The 16,700-nt window shown below is 73.2% G+C and carries 17 protein-coding genes and 1 tRNA gene; 7 read left to right on the top strand and 11 right to left on the bottom strand.

What is annotated here, in order from left to right:
• Positions 1 to 81 precede the first annotated feature (81 nt).
• The 5 genes from ACSMXW_RS07825 to ACSMXW_RS07805 form a co-directional block, all read right to left on the bottom strand.
• Positions 82 to 300 (bottom strand): FmdB family zinc ribbon protein, encoded by a 219-nt coding sequence (locus ACSMXW_RS07825; RefSeq protein WP_485804740.1) that lies wholly within the window; start codon positions 298 to 300, stop codon positions 82 to 84.
• A gap of 197 nt (positions 301 to 497) precedes the next feature.
• On the bottom strand, positions 498 to 1,535 hold the full coding sequence (locus ACSMXW_RS07820; protein WP_485804739.1) for a sugar kinase: 1,038 nt from the start codon (positions 1,533 to 1,535) through the stop codon (positions 498 to 500).
• Entirely contained in the window at positions 1,532 to 2,152 is a 621-nt protein-coding gene (locus ACSMXW_RS07815) for a bifunctional 4-hydroxy-2-oxoglutarate aldolase/2-dehydro-3-deoxy-phosphogluconate aldolase (RefSeq protein WP_485804738.1), read from the bottom strand. The genes ACSMXW_RS07820 and ACSMXW_RS07815 overlap by 4 nt, the downstream gene beginning before the upstream one ends.
• Before the next feature lie 189 nt (positions 2,153 to 2,341).
• Positions 2,342 to 3,487 (bottom strand): galactonate dehydratase, encoded by a 1,146-nt coding sequence (dgoD, locus tag ACSMXW_RS07810; protein WP_485804737.1) that lies wholly within the window; start codon positions 3,485 to 3,487, stop codon positions 2,342 to 2,344.
• Between the two features lie 353 nt (positions 3,488 to 3,840).
• The gene (locus ACSMXW_RS07805; RefSeq protein ID WP_485807886.1) at positions 3,841 to 5,181 is read right to left on the bottom strand and encodes a hypothetical protein; all 1,341 of its coding nucleotides are present in this window, start codon (positions 5,179 to 5,181) and stop codon (positions 3,841 to 3,843) included.
• A 696-nt stretch (positions 5,182 to 5,877) separates the two neighbouring features.
• Between ACSMXW_RS07805 and ACSMXW_RS07800 the strand changes: the two genes are divergently transcribed.
• Positions 5,878 to 5,949 (top strand) — tRNA-Val (locus tag ACSMXW_RS07800).
• Positions 5,950 to 6,264: 315 nt separating this feature from the next.
• Here the strand turns inward: ACSMXW_RS07800 and ACSMXW_RS07795 are convergent.
• The 3 genes from ACSMXW_RS07795 to ACSMXW_RS07785 form a co-directional block, all read right to left on the bottom strand.
• On the bottom strand, positions 6,265 to 6,972 hold the full coding sequence (locus ACSMXW_RS07795; RefSeq protein ID WP_485804736.1) for a class I SAM-dependent methyltransferase: 708 nt from the start codon (positions 6,970 to 6,972) through the stop codon (positions 6,265 to 6,267).
• 305 nt (positions 6,973 to 7,277) lie between these two features.
• Entirely contained in the window at positions 7,278 to 8,024 is a 747-nt protein-coding gene (locus tag ACSMXW_RS07790; RefSeq protein WP_485804735.1) for a D-Ala-D-Ala carboxypeptidase family metallohydrolase, read from the bottom strand.
• A 302-nt stretch (positions 8,025 to 8,326) separates the two neighbouring features.
• A complete protein-coding gene (locus tag ACSMXW_RS07785; RefSeq protein ID WP_485804734.1) occupies positions 8,327 to 8,668 on the bottom strand; it encodes a hypothetical protein in 342 nt (113 codons plus the stop codon).
• A 164-nt stretch (positions 8,669 to 8,832) separates the two neighbouring features.
• On the opposite strand from ACSMXW_RS07785, the gene ACSMXW_RS07780 reads away from it, so the two are divergent.
• The 3 genes from ACSMXW_RS07780 to ACSMXW_RS07770 all read left to right on the top strand — a co-directional run bounded on the left by ACSMXW_RS07780 (position 8,833) and on the right by ACSMXW_RS07770 (position 10,027).
• Positions 8,833 to 9,219, top strand: a complete 387-nt coding sequence (locus ACSMXW_RS07780) for a helix-turn-helix transcriptional regulator (protein WP_485807884.1) — start codon at positions 8,833 to 8,835, stop codon at positions 9,217 to 9,219.
• A 9-nt stretch (positions 9,220 to 9,228) separates the two neighbouring features.
• On the top strand, positions 9,229 to 9,648 hold the full coding sequence (locus ACSMXW_RS07775) for a VOC family protein (RefSeq protein WP_485804733.1): 420 nt from the start codon (positions 9,229 to 9,231) through the stop codon (positions 9,646 to 9,648).
• A gap of 127 nt (positions 9,649 to 9,775) precedes the next feature.
• A complete protein-coding gene (locus ACSMXW_RS07770; protein ID WP_485804732.1) occupies positions 9,776 to 10,027 on the top strand; it encodes a DUF2277 domain-containing protein in 252 nt (83 codons plus the stop codon).
• Positions 10,028 to 10,426: 399 nt separating this feature from the next.
• On the opposite strand, the gene ACSMXW_RS07765 is transcribed toward ACSMXW_RS07770, so the two are convergent.
• Positions 10,427 to 11,281 carry a DedA family protein gene (locus ACSMXW_RS07765; RefSeq protein WP_485804731.1) on the bottom strand — a complete coding sequence of 285 codons (855 nt, stop codon included), beginning with the start codon at positions 11,279 to 11,281 and terminating at the stop codon, positions 10,427 to 10,429.
• Positions 11,282 to 11,555: 274 nt separating this feature from the next.
• Here ACSMXW_RS07765 and ACSMXW_RS07760 point away from each other — a divergent pair, with 274 nt between their 5' ends.
• On the top strand, positions 11,556 to 12,137 hold the full coding sequence (locus ACSMXW_RS07760) for a superoxide dismutase family protein (protein WP_485804730.1): 582 nt from the start codon (positions 11,556 to 11,558) through the stop codon (positions 12,135 to 12,137).
• Positions 12,138 to 12,400: 263 nt separating this feature from the next.
• Here the strand turns inward: ACSMXW_RS07760 and ACSMXW_RS07755 are convergent, their stop codons facing one another.
• Both ACSMXW_RS07755 and ACSMXW_RS07750 read right to left on the bottom strand, forming a co-directional pair.
• On the bottom strand, positions 12,401 to 12,871 hold the full coding sequence (locus tag ACSMXW_RS07755; RefSeq protein ID WP_485804729.1) for a DoxX family protein: 471 nt from the start codon (positions 12,869 to 12,871) through the stop codon (positions 12,401 to 12,403).
• An 844-nt stretch (positions 12,872 to 13,715) separates the two neighbouring features.
• Positions 13,716 to 14,384: an HNH endonuclease family protein gene (locus ACSMXW_RS07750; protein WP_485804728.1), complete on the bottom strand. Its 669-nt coding sequence runs from the start codon at positions 14,382 to 14,384 to the stop codon at positions 13,716 to 13,718.
• Between the two features lie 543 nt (positions 14,385 to 14,927).
• On the opposite strand from ACSMXW_RS07750, the gene ACSMXW_RS07745 reads away from it, so the two are divergent.
• On the top strand, positions 14,928 to 15,512 hold the full coding sequence (locus tag ACSMXW_RS07745) for a TMEM165/GDT1 family protein (protein ID WP_485804727.1): 585 nt from the start codon (positions 14,928 to 14,930) through the stop codon (positions 15,510 to 15,512).
• Positions 15,513 to 16,028: 516 nt separating this feature from the next.
• Positions 16,029 to 16,691 carry an HAD-IA family hydrolase gene (locus ACSMXW_RS07740; RefSeq protein WP_485804726.1) on the top strand — a complete coding sequence of 221 codons (663 nt, stop codon included), beginning with the start codon at positions 16,029 to 16,031 and terminating at the stop codon, positions 16,689 to 16,691.
• The last annotated feature ends 9 nt before the right edge of the window (positions 16,692 to 16,700 follow it).

Here is a 16,700-nt window from a genome sequence, read left to right as displayed (position 1 = left end):
GGAGAAGGCCCCGGACCCGGCAGGAGAAGTTCCCGGACCCGGCAGGAGAAGTTCCCGGACCCGGCAGGAGAAGTTCCCGGCTCAGCCGCCGCAGCAGCCTCCGCCGCAGCAGCCGCCTCCGCCGCCCCCGGCCCCGCCGCGCGTGGCGCTGGCCGTACCGCCGACGGCCACGGTCGACAGCAGCTTCACCGTGTCGTCGTGCCCGGCCGGGCAGGGGGCGGGGGCGGACGACTCGGCCATCGGGCGGTTCAGCTCGAAGGTGTCGCCGCAGCTACGGCAGCGGTACTCATAGCGAGGCATGAGCACAGGTTAACGGGCCGGGGCGGACCGGGGCAGAGCACATTGCGTAACCTGGCCGCCGGACGTGGGGTATCCGGCCGGTTTCACCGCACCGGGGGGCGCCGGCCGCGCCGGGCCCGCCGCTCTTCGCGCCGGGGTGCGCTGCCCGCGCCGCGGCTCGCTTCTCCCGCCGGGGCCCGCCGCCTCCCGCGGTGCCTTCACCGGACGACCGTGCCGGGGCCGCTGCCGAGGAGTCCCAGTTCCGACCGGGTCGGGGCGCCTTCCCAGTCGCCGGGTGAGGCGACGGCGAAGGCGCCCGTGGTGACGGCACGGTCGAGGCGTGCCGCGAGGTCCGCGCCGTCCAGGAGCGCGGAGAGGTAGCCCGCGACGAAGGCGTCGCCGGCGCCGACCGCGTCCACCGCCTGTACGGGGCGCGCGGGTCGGTGCAGTTCGCCCTGGGCGGTGTGGGCGAGGGCTCCTTCGGGGCCGAGCTTCACCACGACCTCGTCGACGCCCCTGGCGACGAGGAGCTTGGCCAGAGCCGAGGTGGTGGCCGTGGTGCCGGCCGTGCTGTCGGCAGGCTCGTCCCGCGGCGCTTCGTCCGGGGGCAGGCAGAGCGGCAGCTCGTCGTCGGAGGCGATGAGCATGTCGACATGGGGAACGCAGGCGCCGAGGAAGGCGGACGCGGCCTCGGCGCTCCACAGCCGGGCGCGGAAGTTGACGTCCAGGCAGACCAGGCTGCCGTGGGCGCGGGCCAGTTCCAGGGCACGCCGGGTCGCGGCGAGGGCGGAAGGGCTCAGGGACGGGGTGATCCCGGTCAGGTGCAGGACGCGGGGAGCGCGCGCGGCGAACGCCCGCTCGACGGTGGCCGGGTCGAGCCGGGAGCCGGCGGAGCCCGCACGGTAGTAGTGGACGCGGGTGACCTCGGGCAGCCGGGGTTCGAAGAGGATCAGGCCCGTGGGGGCGCCGGGATCGCGCTGCACGCCGGAGACGTCGACGCCTTCGGCGCGGAGGGTGCGCAGGACGAGTTCGCCCGCTTCGTCGTCGCCGACCGTGCCCACCCAGCGGACCGGGTGGCCGAGCCTGGCCAGGCCGATGGCGACGTTGGACTCGGCCCCGGCGACGGAGACCCGCATCGAGCCACCCAGCTTCAGAGGGCCGCTGCCGCGCAGGGCGACCATGGTCTCGCCGAAGGTGAGCACCTCGCCGCCGGGGGCGCCCGGGGCGGCCGGCCGCTGTGCCCGCGCCGCACTCACCCGCACACCGCCCGGAACTCCGCGGCCCGCCTGCGCAGCGCGGCCAGGTCACCGCCGTCCGCCGCATCGCCCACCAGCGGTGATCCCACACCGACCGCCGTGGCGCCCAGGGCGAGGTACTCCTCGGCCGCGGTGACGTCCACACCCCCGACGGGCACGAAGGGCACATCGGGGAACGGCCCTTGCAGGGCCTTGAGATACGAGGGGCCACCGACGGTGGACGCGGGGAAGATCTTCAGAGCGGTCGCGCGTGCGGCCCGTGCGGCGATCACCTCGGTGGGGGTCAGCACTCCCGCCAGGACGGGCAGCCCCCGGCGCAGCGACTCGTCCACACCGGGACCGAGCCCCGGGGTCACCACCAGGTTCGCGCCCGCCTCCACGGCACGGGCGGCGTCCTGGGAGGTGAGAACGGTGCCCGCGCCGAGCCAGGCCCCCGGGCCCAGTTCCGACCGTGCCCGTCGGATGACGTCCAGGGCGCCCGCGCCGCTGAGCGAGACCTCCACCAGCGTCACGCCCGACTCGGCCAGGGTCATCACCGTCCGGAACGACGCGTCCGCATCGGAGCCGCGGACGATGGTGACCAGCCGCTGCTGCCGCAGCTCAGTGGTGAAATCCATGTTCCTTCTTCTTCCCGGAGTGACGGTGTGCCGGTTTCTGGGGGAGCGCGGCCGGCGGGTGCGGGTGCGGGTGCGGGCGCGGGCGCGGGGGTGGGTACGGGCGCGGGAGCTGGTGCGGGGAGGGGAGCGCTCTGGAGGGTGAGCGCCGGGGGATGTCGGCCTGGCCGCTTCGGCGAGGTCCCGTCATGCCTACCACTCGGCGAACGACCCGTCGTCGTGCCGCCACACCGGATTCCGCCAGGCATGGCTCCGGCGGTCCGCCGCCCGGACCGCGGCCTCGTCCACGTCCACGCCGAGCCCCGGCCGGTCGGTGCGGAGCAGCGATCCGGACACGAACCGGAACGGTTCGGGGTCGGCCACGTAGTCCAGCAGCTCGGCGTCCTTGTTGTAGTGGATGCCGATCGACTGCTCCTGGATCAGGAAGTTCGGGGTGGTGAAGGCCACCTGGAGGCTGGCCGCCAGGGCCACCGGGCCCAGCGGGCAGTGGGGCGCGATCTGCGCTCCGTACACCTCAGCGAGCGCCGCGATGCGCCGGAGCTCGGAGATTCCACCGGCGTGCGAGATATCCGGTTGCACCACCGCGACCCCCGCCTGCAACGGAGCGAGGAACTCCTGCCGCGTGAAGAGGCGTTCACCGAGAGCAAGAGGGATGTTGGAGGCGTTCACCAGGTCCGACAGGGCGTGCATGTGCTCGGGGAGCACGGGCTCTTCGACGAAGAGGGGGGCGAAGTCGGTGAGCAGCGGCAGCAGGCGGCGCGCGTTGGCGGGAGAGACACGGCCGTGGAAGTCGAGGGCGAAGTCCCCGCTGTCGCCCAGCACCTCCCGGGCGGTCATGGCCCGCAGGACGCATGCGCGTACCTCGGCGCGCGTGGCGAGCGCGGTCATACGCCCACTGCCGTTCATCTTCACGGCGGTGAACCCGGCCTCGGCCTGAGCGGCGATCGCGTCACGGATCTCCGACGGCTCATCGCCGCCCACCCAGGCATAGGCGCGGATGCTGTCCCGGACGGGCCCGCCCAGCAACTGGTGCACCGGCTGTCCGTACGCCTTGCCCTTGATGTCCCACAACGCCTGATCCAGGCCGGCGACGGCGGACGACAGGACGGGGCCCCCTCGGTAGAAGCCGCCCTTGGTCATCACCTGCCAGTGATCCTCGATCCGCAGTGGATCCTGCCCGACCAAATACTCCGAGAGCGCCTGCACGGCCGCGCGCACCACCTCCGCGCGCCCCTCCACGACCGGCTCGCCCCAGCCGACGACCCCGTCGTCCGTCTCGACCCGGGCGAAAAGCCAGCGGGGCGGGGCCAGGAAGGTCTCGACACGAGTGATCTGCACTGAGGGATTCCTTCCCCAAGGATCTGGTGCCATCCGACGGCCTCGGACGGACCCCGGACCGCCTCCACTCGGACACGCACGAGACCGGGGGCGGACTACCCATCACGCTGTTCGCCCACAGGTTCGCACATGTTCTCGTTATTTAACAATTATTGATGGCGCTTTCAGGGCGTGCCAGGGGGTGCTAGGGGTGCTTTCGTGAACGAGACGCGCGAGGTGCACGAGGCGCGCGTGGTTGGCGAGGCGCACGAGGCGCGCGTGGTTGGCGAGGCGCAGGTGGTGCGCGAGGTGCAGGTGGCACACGTGCCGCGGGGGCACCCGCGGCACGTTCACGCCGGGTGCCGGGCGGAGCCTTACCGGGCGGTGCCCCGCTCCTCGCGGATCTGTGTGACCACGCGCGCCACCATCTGCCGCACCGTGTCGGTCTCCGTGAGGAAGTGCCAGTAGTCCGGGTGCACGCCCTCGAGCGCGGCCACCGCGCGGTCGAGCCGCGCCACCGAGTCGTCGAGCGGCCGCGCATGACGGGGGTCCGGGGTCTGGCGGTCCGCCATCGCCAGCCGTTGTGCGTCCCGGATGGCGAACCGCGTCCGCTCGATCTCCTGCTGCGGGTCCTTCGCCACCGCGTTCAGCCGCCGCAGCCGGTCCCCGGCGGCCGAGACCGCGTCGTCCGTGGAGTTCAGCAGCGCACGCGCGGTGGAGAGGTGCGCGATCGCGTCCGGCCAGCGCTGCGCGTCACGGGCGGCCTGGGCCTCCTTCAGCTTCTGCTCGGCCTGGCGCACACTCTCCACGGCGTGCTCCGGAACGTTCTGCAGGTCCTGCCAGCAGGCCACGGCAAAGCGCCTGCGCAGCTCGCTGAGGACCGGCTCCACCTGGCCCGCCCTGGTGGTCAGCGCCTGGGCGCGGGTACGCATCGACACCAGACGGTGATCGATCTCGGCCGCCTGCTCCGGCAGCCGCTCCGCCTGCACGCGTACGGCCTCGGCATCGCGGGCCACCCGCTCGGCCCGCTCCAGCGTCTCCGGAACGCCGTGGCGACCGGCGCCCTCATTGAGCTTGGTCAGCTCCGGGGCGAGCGCGGCAAGCCGCGCGGCCAGGTCGTCGGCCCGCAGACCGGACCCCCGGGCGGTGTCCAGCGCGTCGCTCGCCGCGCGCAGTGCCTGCCGGGCCCTCTCGACGCCCGGTGCGACCCGGGCCAGCTGGGTCTCCGCCTTGCCGAGCAGCGGCCCCAGTCCCTGGGCGAACCGGTCGAGGTCCTGCCTGGTCCGGGTCAGCTCGTCCCTGGCCCGGGTCAGCTCGGTCCTGGCGTGGGTCGCGGACGCGGCATCCAGGTCGTGGCGGTCCAGGTCATGGGCGTCGACGGCGGTGATGTACCGGTGGCTGACCTCGTCGATACGGCGCCCCAGCTCCGCGAAGTCCGAGACCACGCGCCGGGCGGCGGGCGAGTCGTCGACCGCGGTGATCGTCTCGATGGAGATCCGCAGATCGCGCTGAGCGGTGTCGAGCTCGTAGAACGCGGCAGCGGCGGCGTCCTTGGCGGCCTGGGCCTCGGCCCGCTGGCTCTCGGCCCGCCCCCCGAACCACCGTCTCGTGCCGCCGCCCGTGAAGGTCCCGGGCAGCGCGGCAGCCACGAGCAGCGGCAGGGGCAGCACCACGAGGGTCAGCAGGTCGCGGGCGGCGGTGCGGCAGCCGCCCAGCGGAGGGCTCCCCGCCGGGGAGGGCCCGGCCGCGGTCCGGAGGGCAGCTGTATCGGGGCGGGGAAGCGGCCGGTCACCGAGCGAGGGTGCGGAGTCCGTGGGCCTGCCCTCACGGGGCCGCCCGTTCCCGGGCGCGCGCCCGGCCCGGGGCCCGCCCAGGAGCCTGGCCCGGGGCCCGCCCAGGACGCGCTCAAGGCCGCGCAGGGCCGTGGTTCGGCCGCGACGGCGAGTGTGCAGTCCATCCGGCACATCCGGCGCGCACGGCTGCGTAGGTGTCGCCGTCACATCCCTCTCCCGTGCTGTCGCTCGCCCTGCCCGTGTCATTGTCCCACCGGTAGGGACGAACACACAGGGCCAGCGGTTCGTGCGTCACACGTGACGTTGCCGCCCCCGGCGTGCACGGACACTCCGCGCGGGCTGTGGACGTCACGGGGACACGGCGGACGCCGAGGCGGGACCCGCGGTCGCCGGCCGTGCCGGGCACCTGGTGTACGGCGGCGGACCCGGAGGGGCGGGAGCGGAGCCGGGACGACGCCGGTGGGGCCGGAGCCGGACAGGACGACGCCGGTGGGACCGTCCACGCTGCGGGTGATCCCGGCCGCTACCGGACCGGTTGCGGAGGTGACCCCCGGCCGAGGCGCTGTATGCGGGTTTGCGAGGCAGTGCCGCGAGCAGGGTAGGCTGTCGGATCAGTCCGGGCGCGTAGCTCAGCGGTAGAGCGCTGCCCTTACAAGGCAGATGTCGGCGGTTCGAAACCGTCCGCGCCCACCGTTCCATCAGCGGTGAAGCCCCAGCAGTGCCTGGTCAGGGCACTACTGGGGCTTTCTTCTCGCGGGCAGACGACACCCTGACTACGGTCTCACTACTGATCAGTGTGGTCGCGATACGCGAGGGCGTCTCCTAAATCTCCCCTAAGAGATGGGCCTATAACTGCAGGTCAGAGCTCAACCGGCGCGAGGCACCCTCTCTTGGAGAGAGGCGGATGTGCGCCGGGCTGCGGTGGCTTACGGCTGCAATGAGTGTGGTGTGTGTCACGTTCATGCTTCCGCGCGGGATGACGTGTGGGGCCGGGCGGGGGGTGCGTCAGGGGCTCTCGGGGCTGCCGTCAGGGCCAAGGCCAGGGCCCCGGTCAAGGTCGGGGGCAGAGTCTGCCGGCGGTTCTGCAACGCCGACGAAGTGCCGGGCCAGGGGGCGGATGTGGGCCGACCACCCCAGCGCGGTGAGGTCCTCCGTGAGCTTCCCTGGGTCGTGGAAGACCTTCACGATGCGGTACCGGCTGCCGTCATCGAGCCGGCGCAGCGCCGCGGGGGCGGGTTGATCCGACAGGACTTCCTCCTCGGCGGCCGCGGCGGGGCCGTCGTCGATGAAGACCGCTCTGCCGCCCGGCGCGAGCGCGGCGGAGACGGAGTTCCAGAAGCCGGGCAGCCGCGCAGGTGGAACATGGGAGAGCCAGAAGGCGAAGAACGCGGTGTCGTAGCGGCGGGGCGGCTGCCACTCGAAGACGTCGGCCTGAATGAACTGAACGCCGGGGGAGGCGGTGCGCGCACGAGCGTGGGCCAGTACCTCGGCTGCCGCGTCGACAGCCGTCACCGACTGCGCCCGCGAGGCGAGCAGCGGGGTCCACTGGCCCGTTCCGCAGGCCAACTCCAGCACGTCGCCGGCGATCGGGAGTTCATCGACGACGGTCAGCAGCTTCTGCAGGTCTTCGTGCTCCGCGTAGGGCCGGTCGTATTCGGCCGCTCCTGCCCTGTAGTAAGCCATCTGCTCTGCCAGGAGGGCGTCGTCATCCATGCAGGCTCCTCTGATCCGGCTTCGGTCGGAGCCGACCGCGGTCAGCTCGTCATCCTGATCGGCACGGACAGCGTCGGCCTTCACCCTCGGGCAAGGTCAAGAGTCATGAGGCCGGGGCCGGGCCGTCCTCGCCGACCGGCCTCCGCAGCCGCTCGCGCGCGAGGGCGGCGGGTGCCCCCGCCTGGCCCGCCTCGCGCGCCCTGCCTCGTGCGGCCCGCCTCGCGCGGCCTGCCGGTGGGGGAGAGGCCCAGGCCTCCGGTTCGGGTCCGGAGGCCTGGGCCGTGCTCCTTTCAGGCGAGGGAGCGTCAGATGGTGCCGTCCTGCCACCACCAGGCGCGGCCCAGGTCGGCTCGGCTGTCCACGTGCTGGTGGTCCTCGGTGTAGGTCTCCAGGCCGGAGAAGCCGCAGGTCTCGGCCTTCTGGTAGACGGTGCGGTTGGACACGCCGGGGACGTTCAGGTCGGCGGCGGTGCCGTAGAGGTGCATGCTGTCGCTGGCACCGCCGACCTCGGCGTTGTGCGCGATGCTGCGGAAGCCGGAGTTGACCGTGATGGGGACGTTGCCCAGCTTCTTCCGCAGCGCCTCCAGCTTGTACATCGCACGCCGGACGTTCTCCTTGGTGGCGGTGGCGCTCAGCTTGCCGCCGGAGAAGGTGCCGCTGACCCGGTCGGTGAACTCGCTGAAGTTGAAGTGCACCGTCGATCCGTCCGACTGTTCCAGGGCGTTGAGCTGCGTCTGCGTCGCGGGGCCCGCGCTGCCGTCGGCGGCGAGACCGTAGGCCGCCTGGAACCGGCGTACCGCGGCGGCGGTGGCGGGGCCGAAGTCTCCGTCGACGCTGACGAGGCTGTGGCTCGGGCTGTCCGCGGCCCAGCCCGCGATTCTGATCTGCAGTTCGGTCACGTCCGCGCCGGTAGCGCCCTCGTTGAGGGTGCGTGTCCAGGTGTAGGCCTGGGCGGCTCCCGACAGCAGCGTCGGGCCGAGCGCGACGCCGGCGCCGGCGGCCAGCGCGACGCGGAAGGCGGTGCGGCGGTCGAAGGAACGGGAAGAGATCATCTTCGTCCTCTCACGAGCGGGTCCGTCAGGCCCACGGGTTCGACATGGCTCACAGGTCGGTGGAGCTCGAACTGCGCCAGTGTCATGGGCATGAGGCTCCGGGCGGAAGGGCCCGTCGGGAAGAGGGTGCTGTTCGACGCCTGCCGTCTCCTCCGTCTACGCCCGCATTCCGTCCCGTCTTCTTCGCACCGGCTTTTCCGGGTGCCGCACAGGCTTTTCCGGGTGCCGCGCCGGCTCTTCCGGGTGCCGCCCTTCCGGGGGCCGCGCGGCGCACCGCCTCGGTCGCGCTTCGCGGCCTCCGCTCAGTTCTCCTCGGCGGGGGGCGGCGGGGTGTGCTTCAGGGTCATGCGGGCCTCGACGCGGTCGTCGGCGGGGAGTTCGGACCAGTAGCGGTGGCAGGTGACGAATACGGCCAGTTCGCGTTCGCGCTCGCGGAGCTTCTCCACCTGGGCCTGTTCGTCAGGCGTCCAGCCCGGAGACGCGGGGCGCTCTATCTTGCGCCAGCCGCCGTCATCGCTGAAGCCGTCCAGGGGTTCCACGGACCAGGGGAGCCGCTTCAGCAGGGCCAGAAGCTCGGCCCGTACCTGGTGCAGCTCCTCCTGACCGGCGAGGAGATCGCTCGGGAAGTCATGAGTCGCAGCCACGGCGCAATGCTACGCCTGTTCGATTTTGTGATGCGAGTTCCTTCCCGGGGTGGTCGGCGTGTCCCCGTGCGCGGGGGTGGCCGGTGCGCGCGGTCGCCGTCGAGTGGCATGCTGGCCGCGTGGAACTGCATGACCTGGTCCGGCTGCGCCGGGTCCGCGACCTGATGGACCGCGACTATGCCGCACCGCTCGACGTGCCGGCCCTGGCGCGCGCCGCGCTGATGTCGCCGGGGCACTTCTCCCGGAGTTTCCGGGCCGCGTTCGGCGAGTCGCCGTACAGCTATCTCATGACGCGCCGGATCGAGCGGGCCAAGGCGCTGTTGCGGCGGGGCGACCTGTCGGTGACGGAGGTCTGCTTCGCGGTGGGGTGCTCCTCGCTCGGGTCGTTCAGCTCCCGCTTCACCGAACTGGTGGGGGAGAGCCCGAGCGCGTACCGTGCGCGCGGCCACGCGGACGCTGCCGGCATCCCCGCCTGCGTGGCGAAGGCGCTGACGCGACCGGTCAGGGGTGCGCCGGGGACCGGACGAGCGCGGGCGGGGGCCCGACAGTAGCGTCGGGCCATGGACATCAGACTCTCCCAGTGCTTCATCGCCGTCGACGACCACGACCGGGCGCTCGCCTTCTACCGGGACGCCCTCGGCCTTGAGGTGCGCAACGACGTCGCCTTCGAGGGAATGCGCTGGGTGACCGTCGGCGCGCCGTCCCAGCCGGATGTGAGCATCGTCCTCGAACCGCCCGCGGTGAACCCGGACGCCTCGCCCGCCGACAAGCAGGCCATGGCGGAGCTGTTGGCGAAGGGCGTGCTACGTGGTGTGATCTTCCAGACCGACGACTGCGACGCCACGTTCGAACGGATCCGCGCCGCCGGTGGCGAGGTGGTGCAGGAGCCCCTCGACCAGCCCTACGGCGTCCGCGACTGTTCCTTCCGCGATCCCGCCGGCAATCTGCTGCGCTTCGCCCAGCCCGCGAAGAGGGGATGAGCGGGGCGGGCCGAGCGGGGCCGCCAGGGCAGGCGGCCCGGGGCGGCGGCCGGCGGGGCGCGGGCGGGCGGACGGGCGGCCGTGCGAGGGTGGCCGGTCACCCGGGCGGGTGAGGGACACTGTCCGTATGTGCCGAAGCATCAAGACGCTGCGTCCGCCCGCGCTGCCCGAAGAGGCCACCGAGGACGAGATCAGGGCGGCCGCACTGCAGTACGTACGCAAGGTCTCCGGCTTCCGTGCGCCGGCCGCCCACAACCGCGAGGTGTTCGACCGGGCCGTCGACGCCGTCGCCCGGGCCACGGCCGACCTCCTCGACGGCCTTGAGGTGCGCGGTCAGCGGACGGCGGGGGCCGCTCACCGGCCCGTGGGGGCCCCTTGACCGGACGCTCCGTAGCAGCCCCTTGACCGGTCCGCGGCCGCCCAGCCCCTGTTCGGCACACGTGTGCCGCTCCGGCGGGCGGGCGCCATCGCCCGGTCGGCGCCTGTTTCGCCGTCCTGCGCGCGGCCGCCGCCCCCGCAGTCCTGCCCGCGGGCGCTCCCGCCCTGCTTCGGCCCCCGGGGTGCCACTGTCCGGCCCTGCTTCGGCCCCCGGGGTGCCACTGTCCGGCCCGCGGGCGCTCCCGCCCCGCTCAGGCCCCGGGATGCCACCGTCCTGGCCCGCGGACCCGCTCCGCTTCCGCCAGGGGGAGCCACCACACCGTCCCGGCGCGCGGACGCCTCGTCCGTCCCCCGGACGCCGACACCCGGTCCGCAGGCGTCGCCGCGTGTCCCCCGCGGGTCAGCGACCGGGCCCCACGGTGGACCCCGCGCCTTCCCCCGGTACGACGGGCAGGGCGGGCACCGCGGTCCCCGCCGGTACCGTAGCCGTAGCCGTAGCCGTAGCCGTAGCCGTAGCCGTAGCCGTAGCCGTAGCCGTAGCCGTAGCCGTAGCCGCAGAGGCCGCCCGAGTCACCGCAGCCGCCGAGATCGCCCGAGCCACCGAAACCGCCGTACCCTCCCCCGTCACCCCGGCCGCCTCGCCCCCACCCCCGGGCCGCCGCATCACATACCCGGCGCCGGCGCCCGCCGCGAGCAGCGCGAGGATCGAGACCGCCGTGGCGACCCAGCTCGTGCCGAGCCACTGGCCGCCGAAGTAGCCGAGGCCGACGCTGTACCCGGCCCAGGCCACGCCCGCCAGGGCGGACCAGGGGAGGAACTCGCGCACCCTGCGGCGGGCCGCCCCCGCGCCCAGCGAGACGACCGAGCGGCCCGCGGGGGCGAACCGGGCGATCACCACGAGCACGCCGCCACCCCGGGAGAGCGCGGAGCCGAGCCGTTCCTGGGCCGCGGTCAGCCGCCGGGAACGGGCGAGCGCGCGGGTCAGGCGCTCGCCGCCCTGCCAGGCGAGCCCGTACGCGACCAGGTCGCCGAGCACCGAGGCCGTGGCGGCCGACAGGATCAGGAACAGGATGTCGGGCACATTGTGCGGCACCTGCCCCGTGGACGCCTCCGAACCGGCCGCCGCCGCGGTGGACGCGGCGATCACCAGGACGCCGCTGGGCAGCACGGGCAGGAAGACGTCGAAGAGCACGGAGACGGCCACCGCCGCATAGATCCATGGGCTGCCGGTCAGCGACCCGAGACTCTCCAGCACGCGAACTCCCCCGTACGCATGGCACGCCGCGAAGTCACGGAAAGCTGCACGGGGCGGCGCGTTGACAGCCATACAGCGTACGCGGCCATGGCGGTCACCAGGCCCATCGGGGCATGTGGTGATGGTCATGTCACCAGAACCCACACCGGAACCCCACGTTCACCCGTTTGCCGCATTCGATTCGGCGCGGGCCCCCGTGGTCGCGTCAACTACTCATACGACGCGACTGATCGCCCACGACAGAGTCGCGCCCTAGACGAGGAGCGGAACGGCGATGATGGCAGGCATGCTTGCCGGCGCCATGGCGACGGCCATACTGGCGGCCGCGGGTGGCGGGACGGCCGGTGGACCGGGCGGCGGGACGGCTGGAGGAGACTCCTTCGAACTGCGGACGGTGGCGCACTTCTCGCCACCGTCCGGGACGGTTTCGTCCCACGCCCTGACCTACGACAAGGACCTGGTGCCCCCGGGTGCCCGGATCGAGATCCAGCAGAACAGCGACAGACGGGGAACGACGGTCAGCCTGCACGTGTCCGGGGTCCGCCCGGGATACGCGTTCGGGGCGCACGTGCACACCAAGCCCTGCGCGGCCGACCCGGCGGCCTCGGGCGGCCACTACCAGCACCGAGTCGATCCGGTGCAGCCGTCGACCGACCCGGAGTACGTGAACCCGCAGAACGAGGTGTGGCTGGATTTCACCTCCGACGCACATGGTGCGGGTGAGGCGCGGGCCCACCACACCTGGGGATTCCGCAGCGGCCAGGCCCGTTCCGTCGTCCTGCATGACGAACCGGGTTCGAAAGGGGCCCGGGTCGCCTGTCTGACGGTGCCGTTCGGAGCGGTCGGCGGCGGCTGACCGGGGCACGTCCTGGTGCGGCGGTCACCGCGGCACCGGGGCGGGCCCTCGGGACGACGGCACCGTCGTGCCGGGGCGGGCGCTCGGGACGACGACGAGCACGGCGCCGGGGCATCCCGGCCCCGGTACGACCGTGATCACCTGACGGCATCCGTCGGTGGCTCCGGCGGTGCCTCCGGCGAAGGCGCCCACCCCGGACGGGTGGGCGCCTTCGCCCGCGAGCGGCCCGGGCGCCGGCGCCGGCCCCGGTCCCGGGCCGCGGCTCAGGCCGTGACCGGCTCGTGCTCGGTCGCCGGCCCGGCCTGCTCGTCGCGCCCGGCACGGTCACCCTGGCCCCCGCGCCCACCGCGTGACGCGAGCAGCCGGTCGAGCCCGAAGGCCCCGGAGCCGGTGAAGACCAGCAGGAGCATGGCCCAGCAGAACATGGCCGCGGGCTCGCCGCCGTTCTGGATCGGCAGCAGCGCATGGGGCTGGTGGACCTTGAAGTACGCGAAGGCCATCGACCCGGACGAGACGAACGCCGCGGGTCTGGTGTAGAGGCCGAACAGGACGAGGGCGCCGCCGGCGAGCTGGATCAGGGCGGCGTACCAGCCGGGCCAGGAGCCGGCGGGCTGGCTCTGCCCGCCGAAGGCGCCGAACAGCGAGCTGGCGCCGTGGCAGGCGAAGAGCAGGGCGACGACGATGCGGAACAGTCCGATCGCGTACGGGCGCGTGCTGTCGAGACGTCCGGACATGGGGTGGCGACTCCTTCGGTCTGGGGACGGCGGAACAGAGAAGGGACCGGTGCCTGACAAAGGAAGGCAGGGAAACCGATGGCGAATGGGTGAGCCATAGATTAGGTATGCCTAACTTATGCTTGCAAGTTCAACATTAGCCATATGTGGAAGACGCGCCCCGGCGTTTCCGCCGGGCCGTACGCCGACCACCGGCACCCACCGGCCGACTCCGGATGGCGACCGGAGCGGTGCGATGCGTGCACGACGGGTCATACGTGGGTGGGCCCGGGTGTGTTCAAAGGCGGATGCGCCAATCGTGGCGAACGCGCGCTTGCAGGTCCGTAGTTGGGCGAGGCGCGTGCGTGCGGGGGCCGGCGGGGCGGTCGGCCGGTGGGTGGAGGGGCGGTCGGCCAGTGGGTGGAGGGGTGGTCGGCCGGTGGGTGGAGGGGTGGGCACCACCAGCCCGTCCGGCGTTCGAGGGTGAGCCCGGAGGGCGACCCCGAATCCGGGCCGCGTGCAAGGGTGAGGCCGGCAGGCCTTGCGGGTCCGTCCGGTGCTTGAGGGCGCGCGCTGCGTTCGGCGCGCTCATGGCGGGGCCCATGCGCCGGGCGCCCGGGTGTGCGAAACGCACGAGCCGCCGGGGCCGCCGGACCCGGTTCCGCGACCGGTTCCGACGGCCCCGGCGGCGGGGCGACGGTGTGACGGGACGTTCAGCAGCCGGTGGGCGTGCGACGTCCGCGGAACGTCCGCGGAACGTCCGGCAGCGCGGTCCGCGGCACGGGGGCGGGCCCACCGTGCGGGCCCGTGTCGGCGCCGGGGGTGCGGGGGCGAGGCCGGCGGCCCCGTCCGCAGGACAACCGATTCAGCACTCGTTGTTGAGCACGGACTGCAGCGCGCTCTTCTCCGCGGAGTCGATCGTCAGCTTGTAGTAGTGCTTCACCTGGATCCACATCCGGGCGTACGTGCAGTGGTACGCGGCCCGCGGCGGCAGCCACTCGGCCGGGTCCTGGTCGCTCTTCGACTGGTTGACGTTGTCGGTGACGGCGATCAGCTGGGGGCGGGTCAGATCGTTGGCGAACGACTGCCGCTGGGCGGTGGTCCAGCCGCTGGCGCCCGAGGTCCAGGCCTCGGCGAGCGGCACGATGTGGTCGATGTCGACGTCGCTGGCCACGGTCCAGGTGGCGCCGTCGTACTCGGAGTACCAACTGCCCGAGGTGGGGTAGCAGTCGGAGCCCTGCTGGATGTTGGTGCCGTCGCGCTTCAGCACCACCTCGCGGGTGTCGCAGGTGCCGGACTGGGTGATCCAGTGCGGGAACTTGTCGCGGCTGTAGCCCGTCATGGAGCCCTCGGTCGCCACGGTCAGCTCGGAGAGGTAGGTGTGCGCGGTGGACACCGCGATCGGGGTGGGCGGGGAGGCCTGGGCGGGCGGGCCGCTCAGCAGCGCGCTGGCGGACACCGCGGCGACGAGCGCGCCGAGCGTGCTCAGGCGGCGGCGGAACACGCCGCGTCGACGCGCGTAGACATCGGACATGCGAAGCTCCCTGTGTGGGGGTCGGTGTCGGTGTGGCTCGGTCATGCTGGCGCCCCGGGGTTTCCGGAAGGCGGGCGTCAGGTAACAGAGTCGCGTCATGAGCACGTCACATCAAGACATCTGTCGCACTGATGTCTCCCCAACTGGTGTGCGAGTAGGGGGTATCGCGGTGTTTGTCGCCCCGGGGCGGTCGGTCGCCGTCCGGAGTCCGGCCGTCCGGAGTCCGGCCGTCCGGCGCCGTCCGCGGGGTGCCCCCCCGCCCGTCCGTCGAGGCGGGGCGCGGAACCCGTCACGGCCGTGCGCCGCGCGGGTCGCGTAGCATGGTCGGAGCAGAAGGGGAGTAGCTCTTCGCCGGACCGTCGACACACTGCTCAGCAGGGCTGAGCCGGCGCCCGGAGGCGGACCGTTCCAGCGGTCGGCCAGCGAGACCTTCGGCAAGCAGTGCCCCGTACACAGCCGTGTGCGGCCGAGTGCGCTGCCGTGCCGGGGTGTCGTACAGGAGCGCACACTCTCGGCGGGGCAGCCCCGACCGATTGAGGAACCTTGATCAGCATCAGCGTGATGGCGCTCGTCTTCGGCGTCATCTTCCTGGCCGAACTGCCCGACAAGACCGCGTTGGCCGGCCTTGTGCTCGGCACGCGGTACCGCGCCTCCTATGTCTTCGCCGGGGTGGCCGCCGCGTTCGCCGTGCACGTCGCGCTGGCCGTCGCGGCGGGCAGCGTGCTGACGCTGCTGCCCGGCCGTGTGGTGCACGCGGTGACCGGCGTGCTCTTCCTGGCCGGTGCCGCGATGCTGCTCCTGCAGAAGGGCGAGAAGGCCGAAGAGGAGATGCGGAGGCCGCGCGACCAGGGCTTCTGGCGGGTGGCCGGCGCCGGGTTCGGGCTCATCCTCGTCGCGGAGTTCGGCGATCTCACCCAGATCATGACAGCCAACCTCGCGGCCCGGTACGGCGATCCCGTGTCGGTCGCGATCGGAGCCGTCCTGGCGCTGTGGGCGGTCGCCGGGCTCGGCATCGTCGGCGGCAGGGCCCTGATGAAACGCGTGCCGCTGCGGTTGATCACCCGCGTGGCGGCGGGGGTGATGGCGGCGCTGGGGGTGTGGAGCGTGTACGAGGCGGTGGCGGCGTGAGGCTCCTGTGGGGCCGCGCCCCGGTCTCCCCCCGAGGCACGGGGTGGCGACATCGTGCGGCTCCGCCGCATGGGCGCGACCGGTCGCGGCGCGCCTGCGGCGGGTCACCGGGGCAAGCCCCTCGCGGTCTTGTCCTCGGCTGTCGGCTGCTGGGGGGCGCGCGGTTCCCCGCGCCCCTGTGGGGCGTTGCCCCTCGCGGTCTTGTCTTCGGCTGCCGGCCGGTGGGCGGTGGTCGCGCGGTGTCCCGCGCCCCTTGGGGGCACCGGGGTGTAGCCCAAGCGGCGTAGTCCCGTGCGGCGTAGTCCGTGTGGTGCAGTCCTGTGGTGCAGTCCTGTGGTGCAGTCCTGTGGTGCAGTCGTGTGGCGGCGCACAGCCTGTGCCCCCTGGCGAGGGCGGCCGTCGTTTTGTATCGTGAGGGAACAAAGTGGCCCGCCCGCTGCCTGACCGGCGGGCGGGTTCGCTTTGACCTTCGGGGCCCGCCCGTCCCGGAAGACCCTCGTGCAACGGAGCCCGCCGATGACGGCCACCCGCCCCACCCTGCTGACCGGACGTGCCCTCCTCCTCGACATGGACGGCACCCTCGTGAACTCGGACGCCGTCGTCGAGCGCTGCTGGCGCCGCTGGTCCGCGCGGCACGGCCTGGACGCCGAGGAGGTGCTGAAGGTCGTGCACGGCCGCCAGGGGCATGCGTCCATGGCGCTGCTGCTCCCGGACCGCCCGATGGCGGAGAACCTGGCGGACAACGCCCAGATGCTCGCGGAGGAGACCGCTGACACCGAGGGCGTCGTGCGGATACCGGGCGCCGGCGCCTTCCTAGCGTCCCTCGCCGGGCTGCCCCACGCGCTGGTGACCTCCGCGGACGAGGCGCTGGCCGCCGCCCGGATGGGGGCCACCGGGCTCGCGATGCCCGCCGTGCGGATCACCGCCGAGTCCGTCGGCGCCAGCAAGCCCGACCCGGAGGGCTTCCTCAAGGGCGCCGCCGAGCTGGGCGTCGACCCGGCCGACTGCATCGTCTTCGAGGACTCCGGCGCGGGCATCGCAGCCGCGCGTGCCGCCGGGATGCGGGTGGTGGGGGTCGGCCCGCGCGCCGGCGCGCACGCGCCCACCGCCCTGGTGCGGGACCTCACCGAGGTGCGGGTGGAGTCCGGGGACGGCGGGATCCGGCTGTACGTGGGCTGAGACGGGCGG

Source organism: Streptomyces sp. DSM 116793 (assembly GCF_057320905.1).
This window is presented reverse-complemented; position numbering and strand designations above follow the sequence as displayed.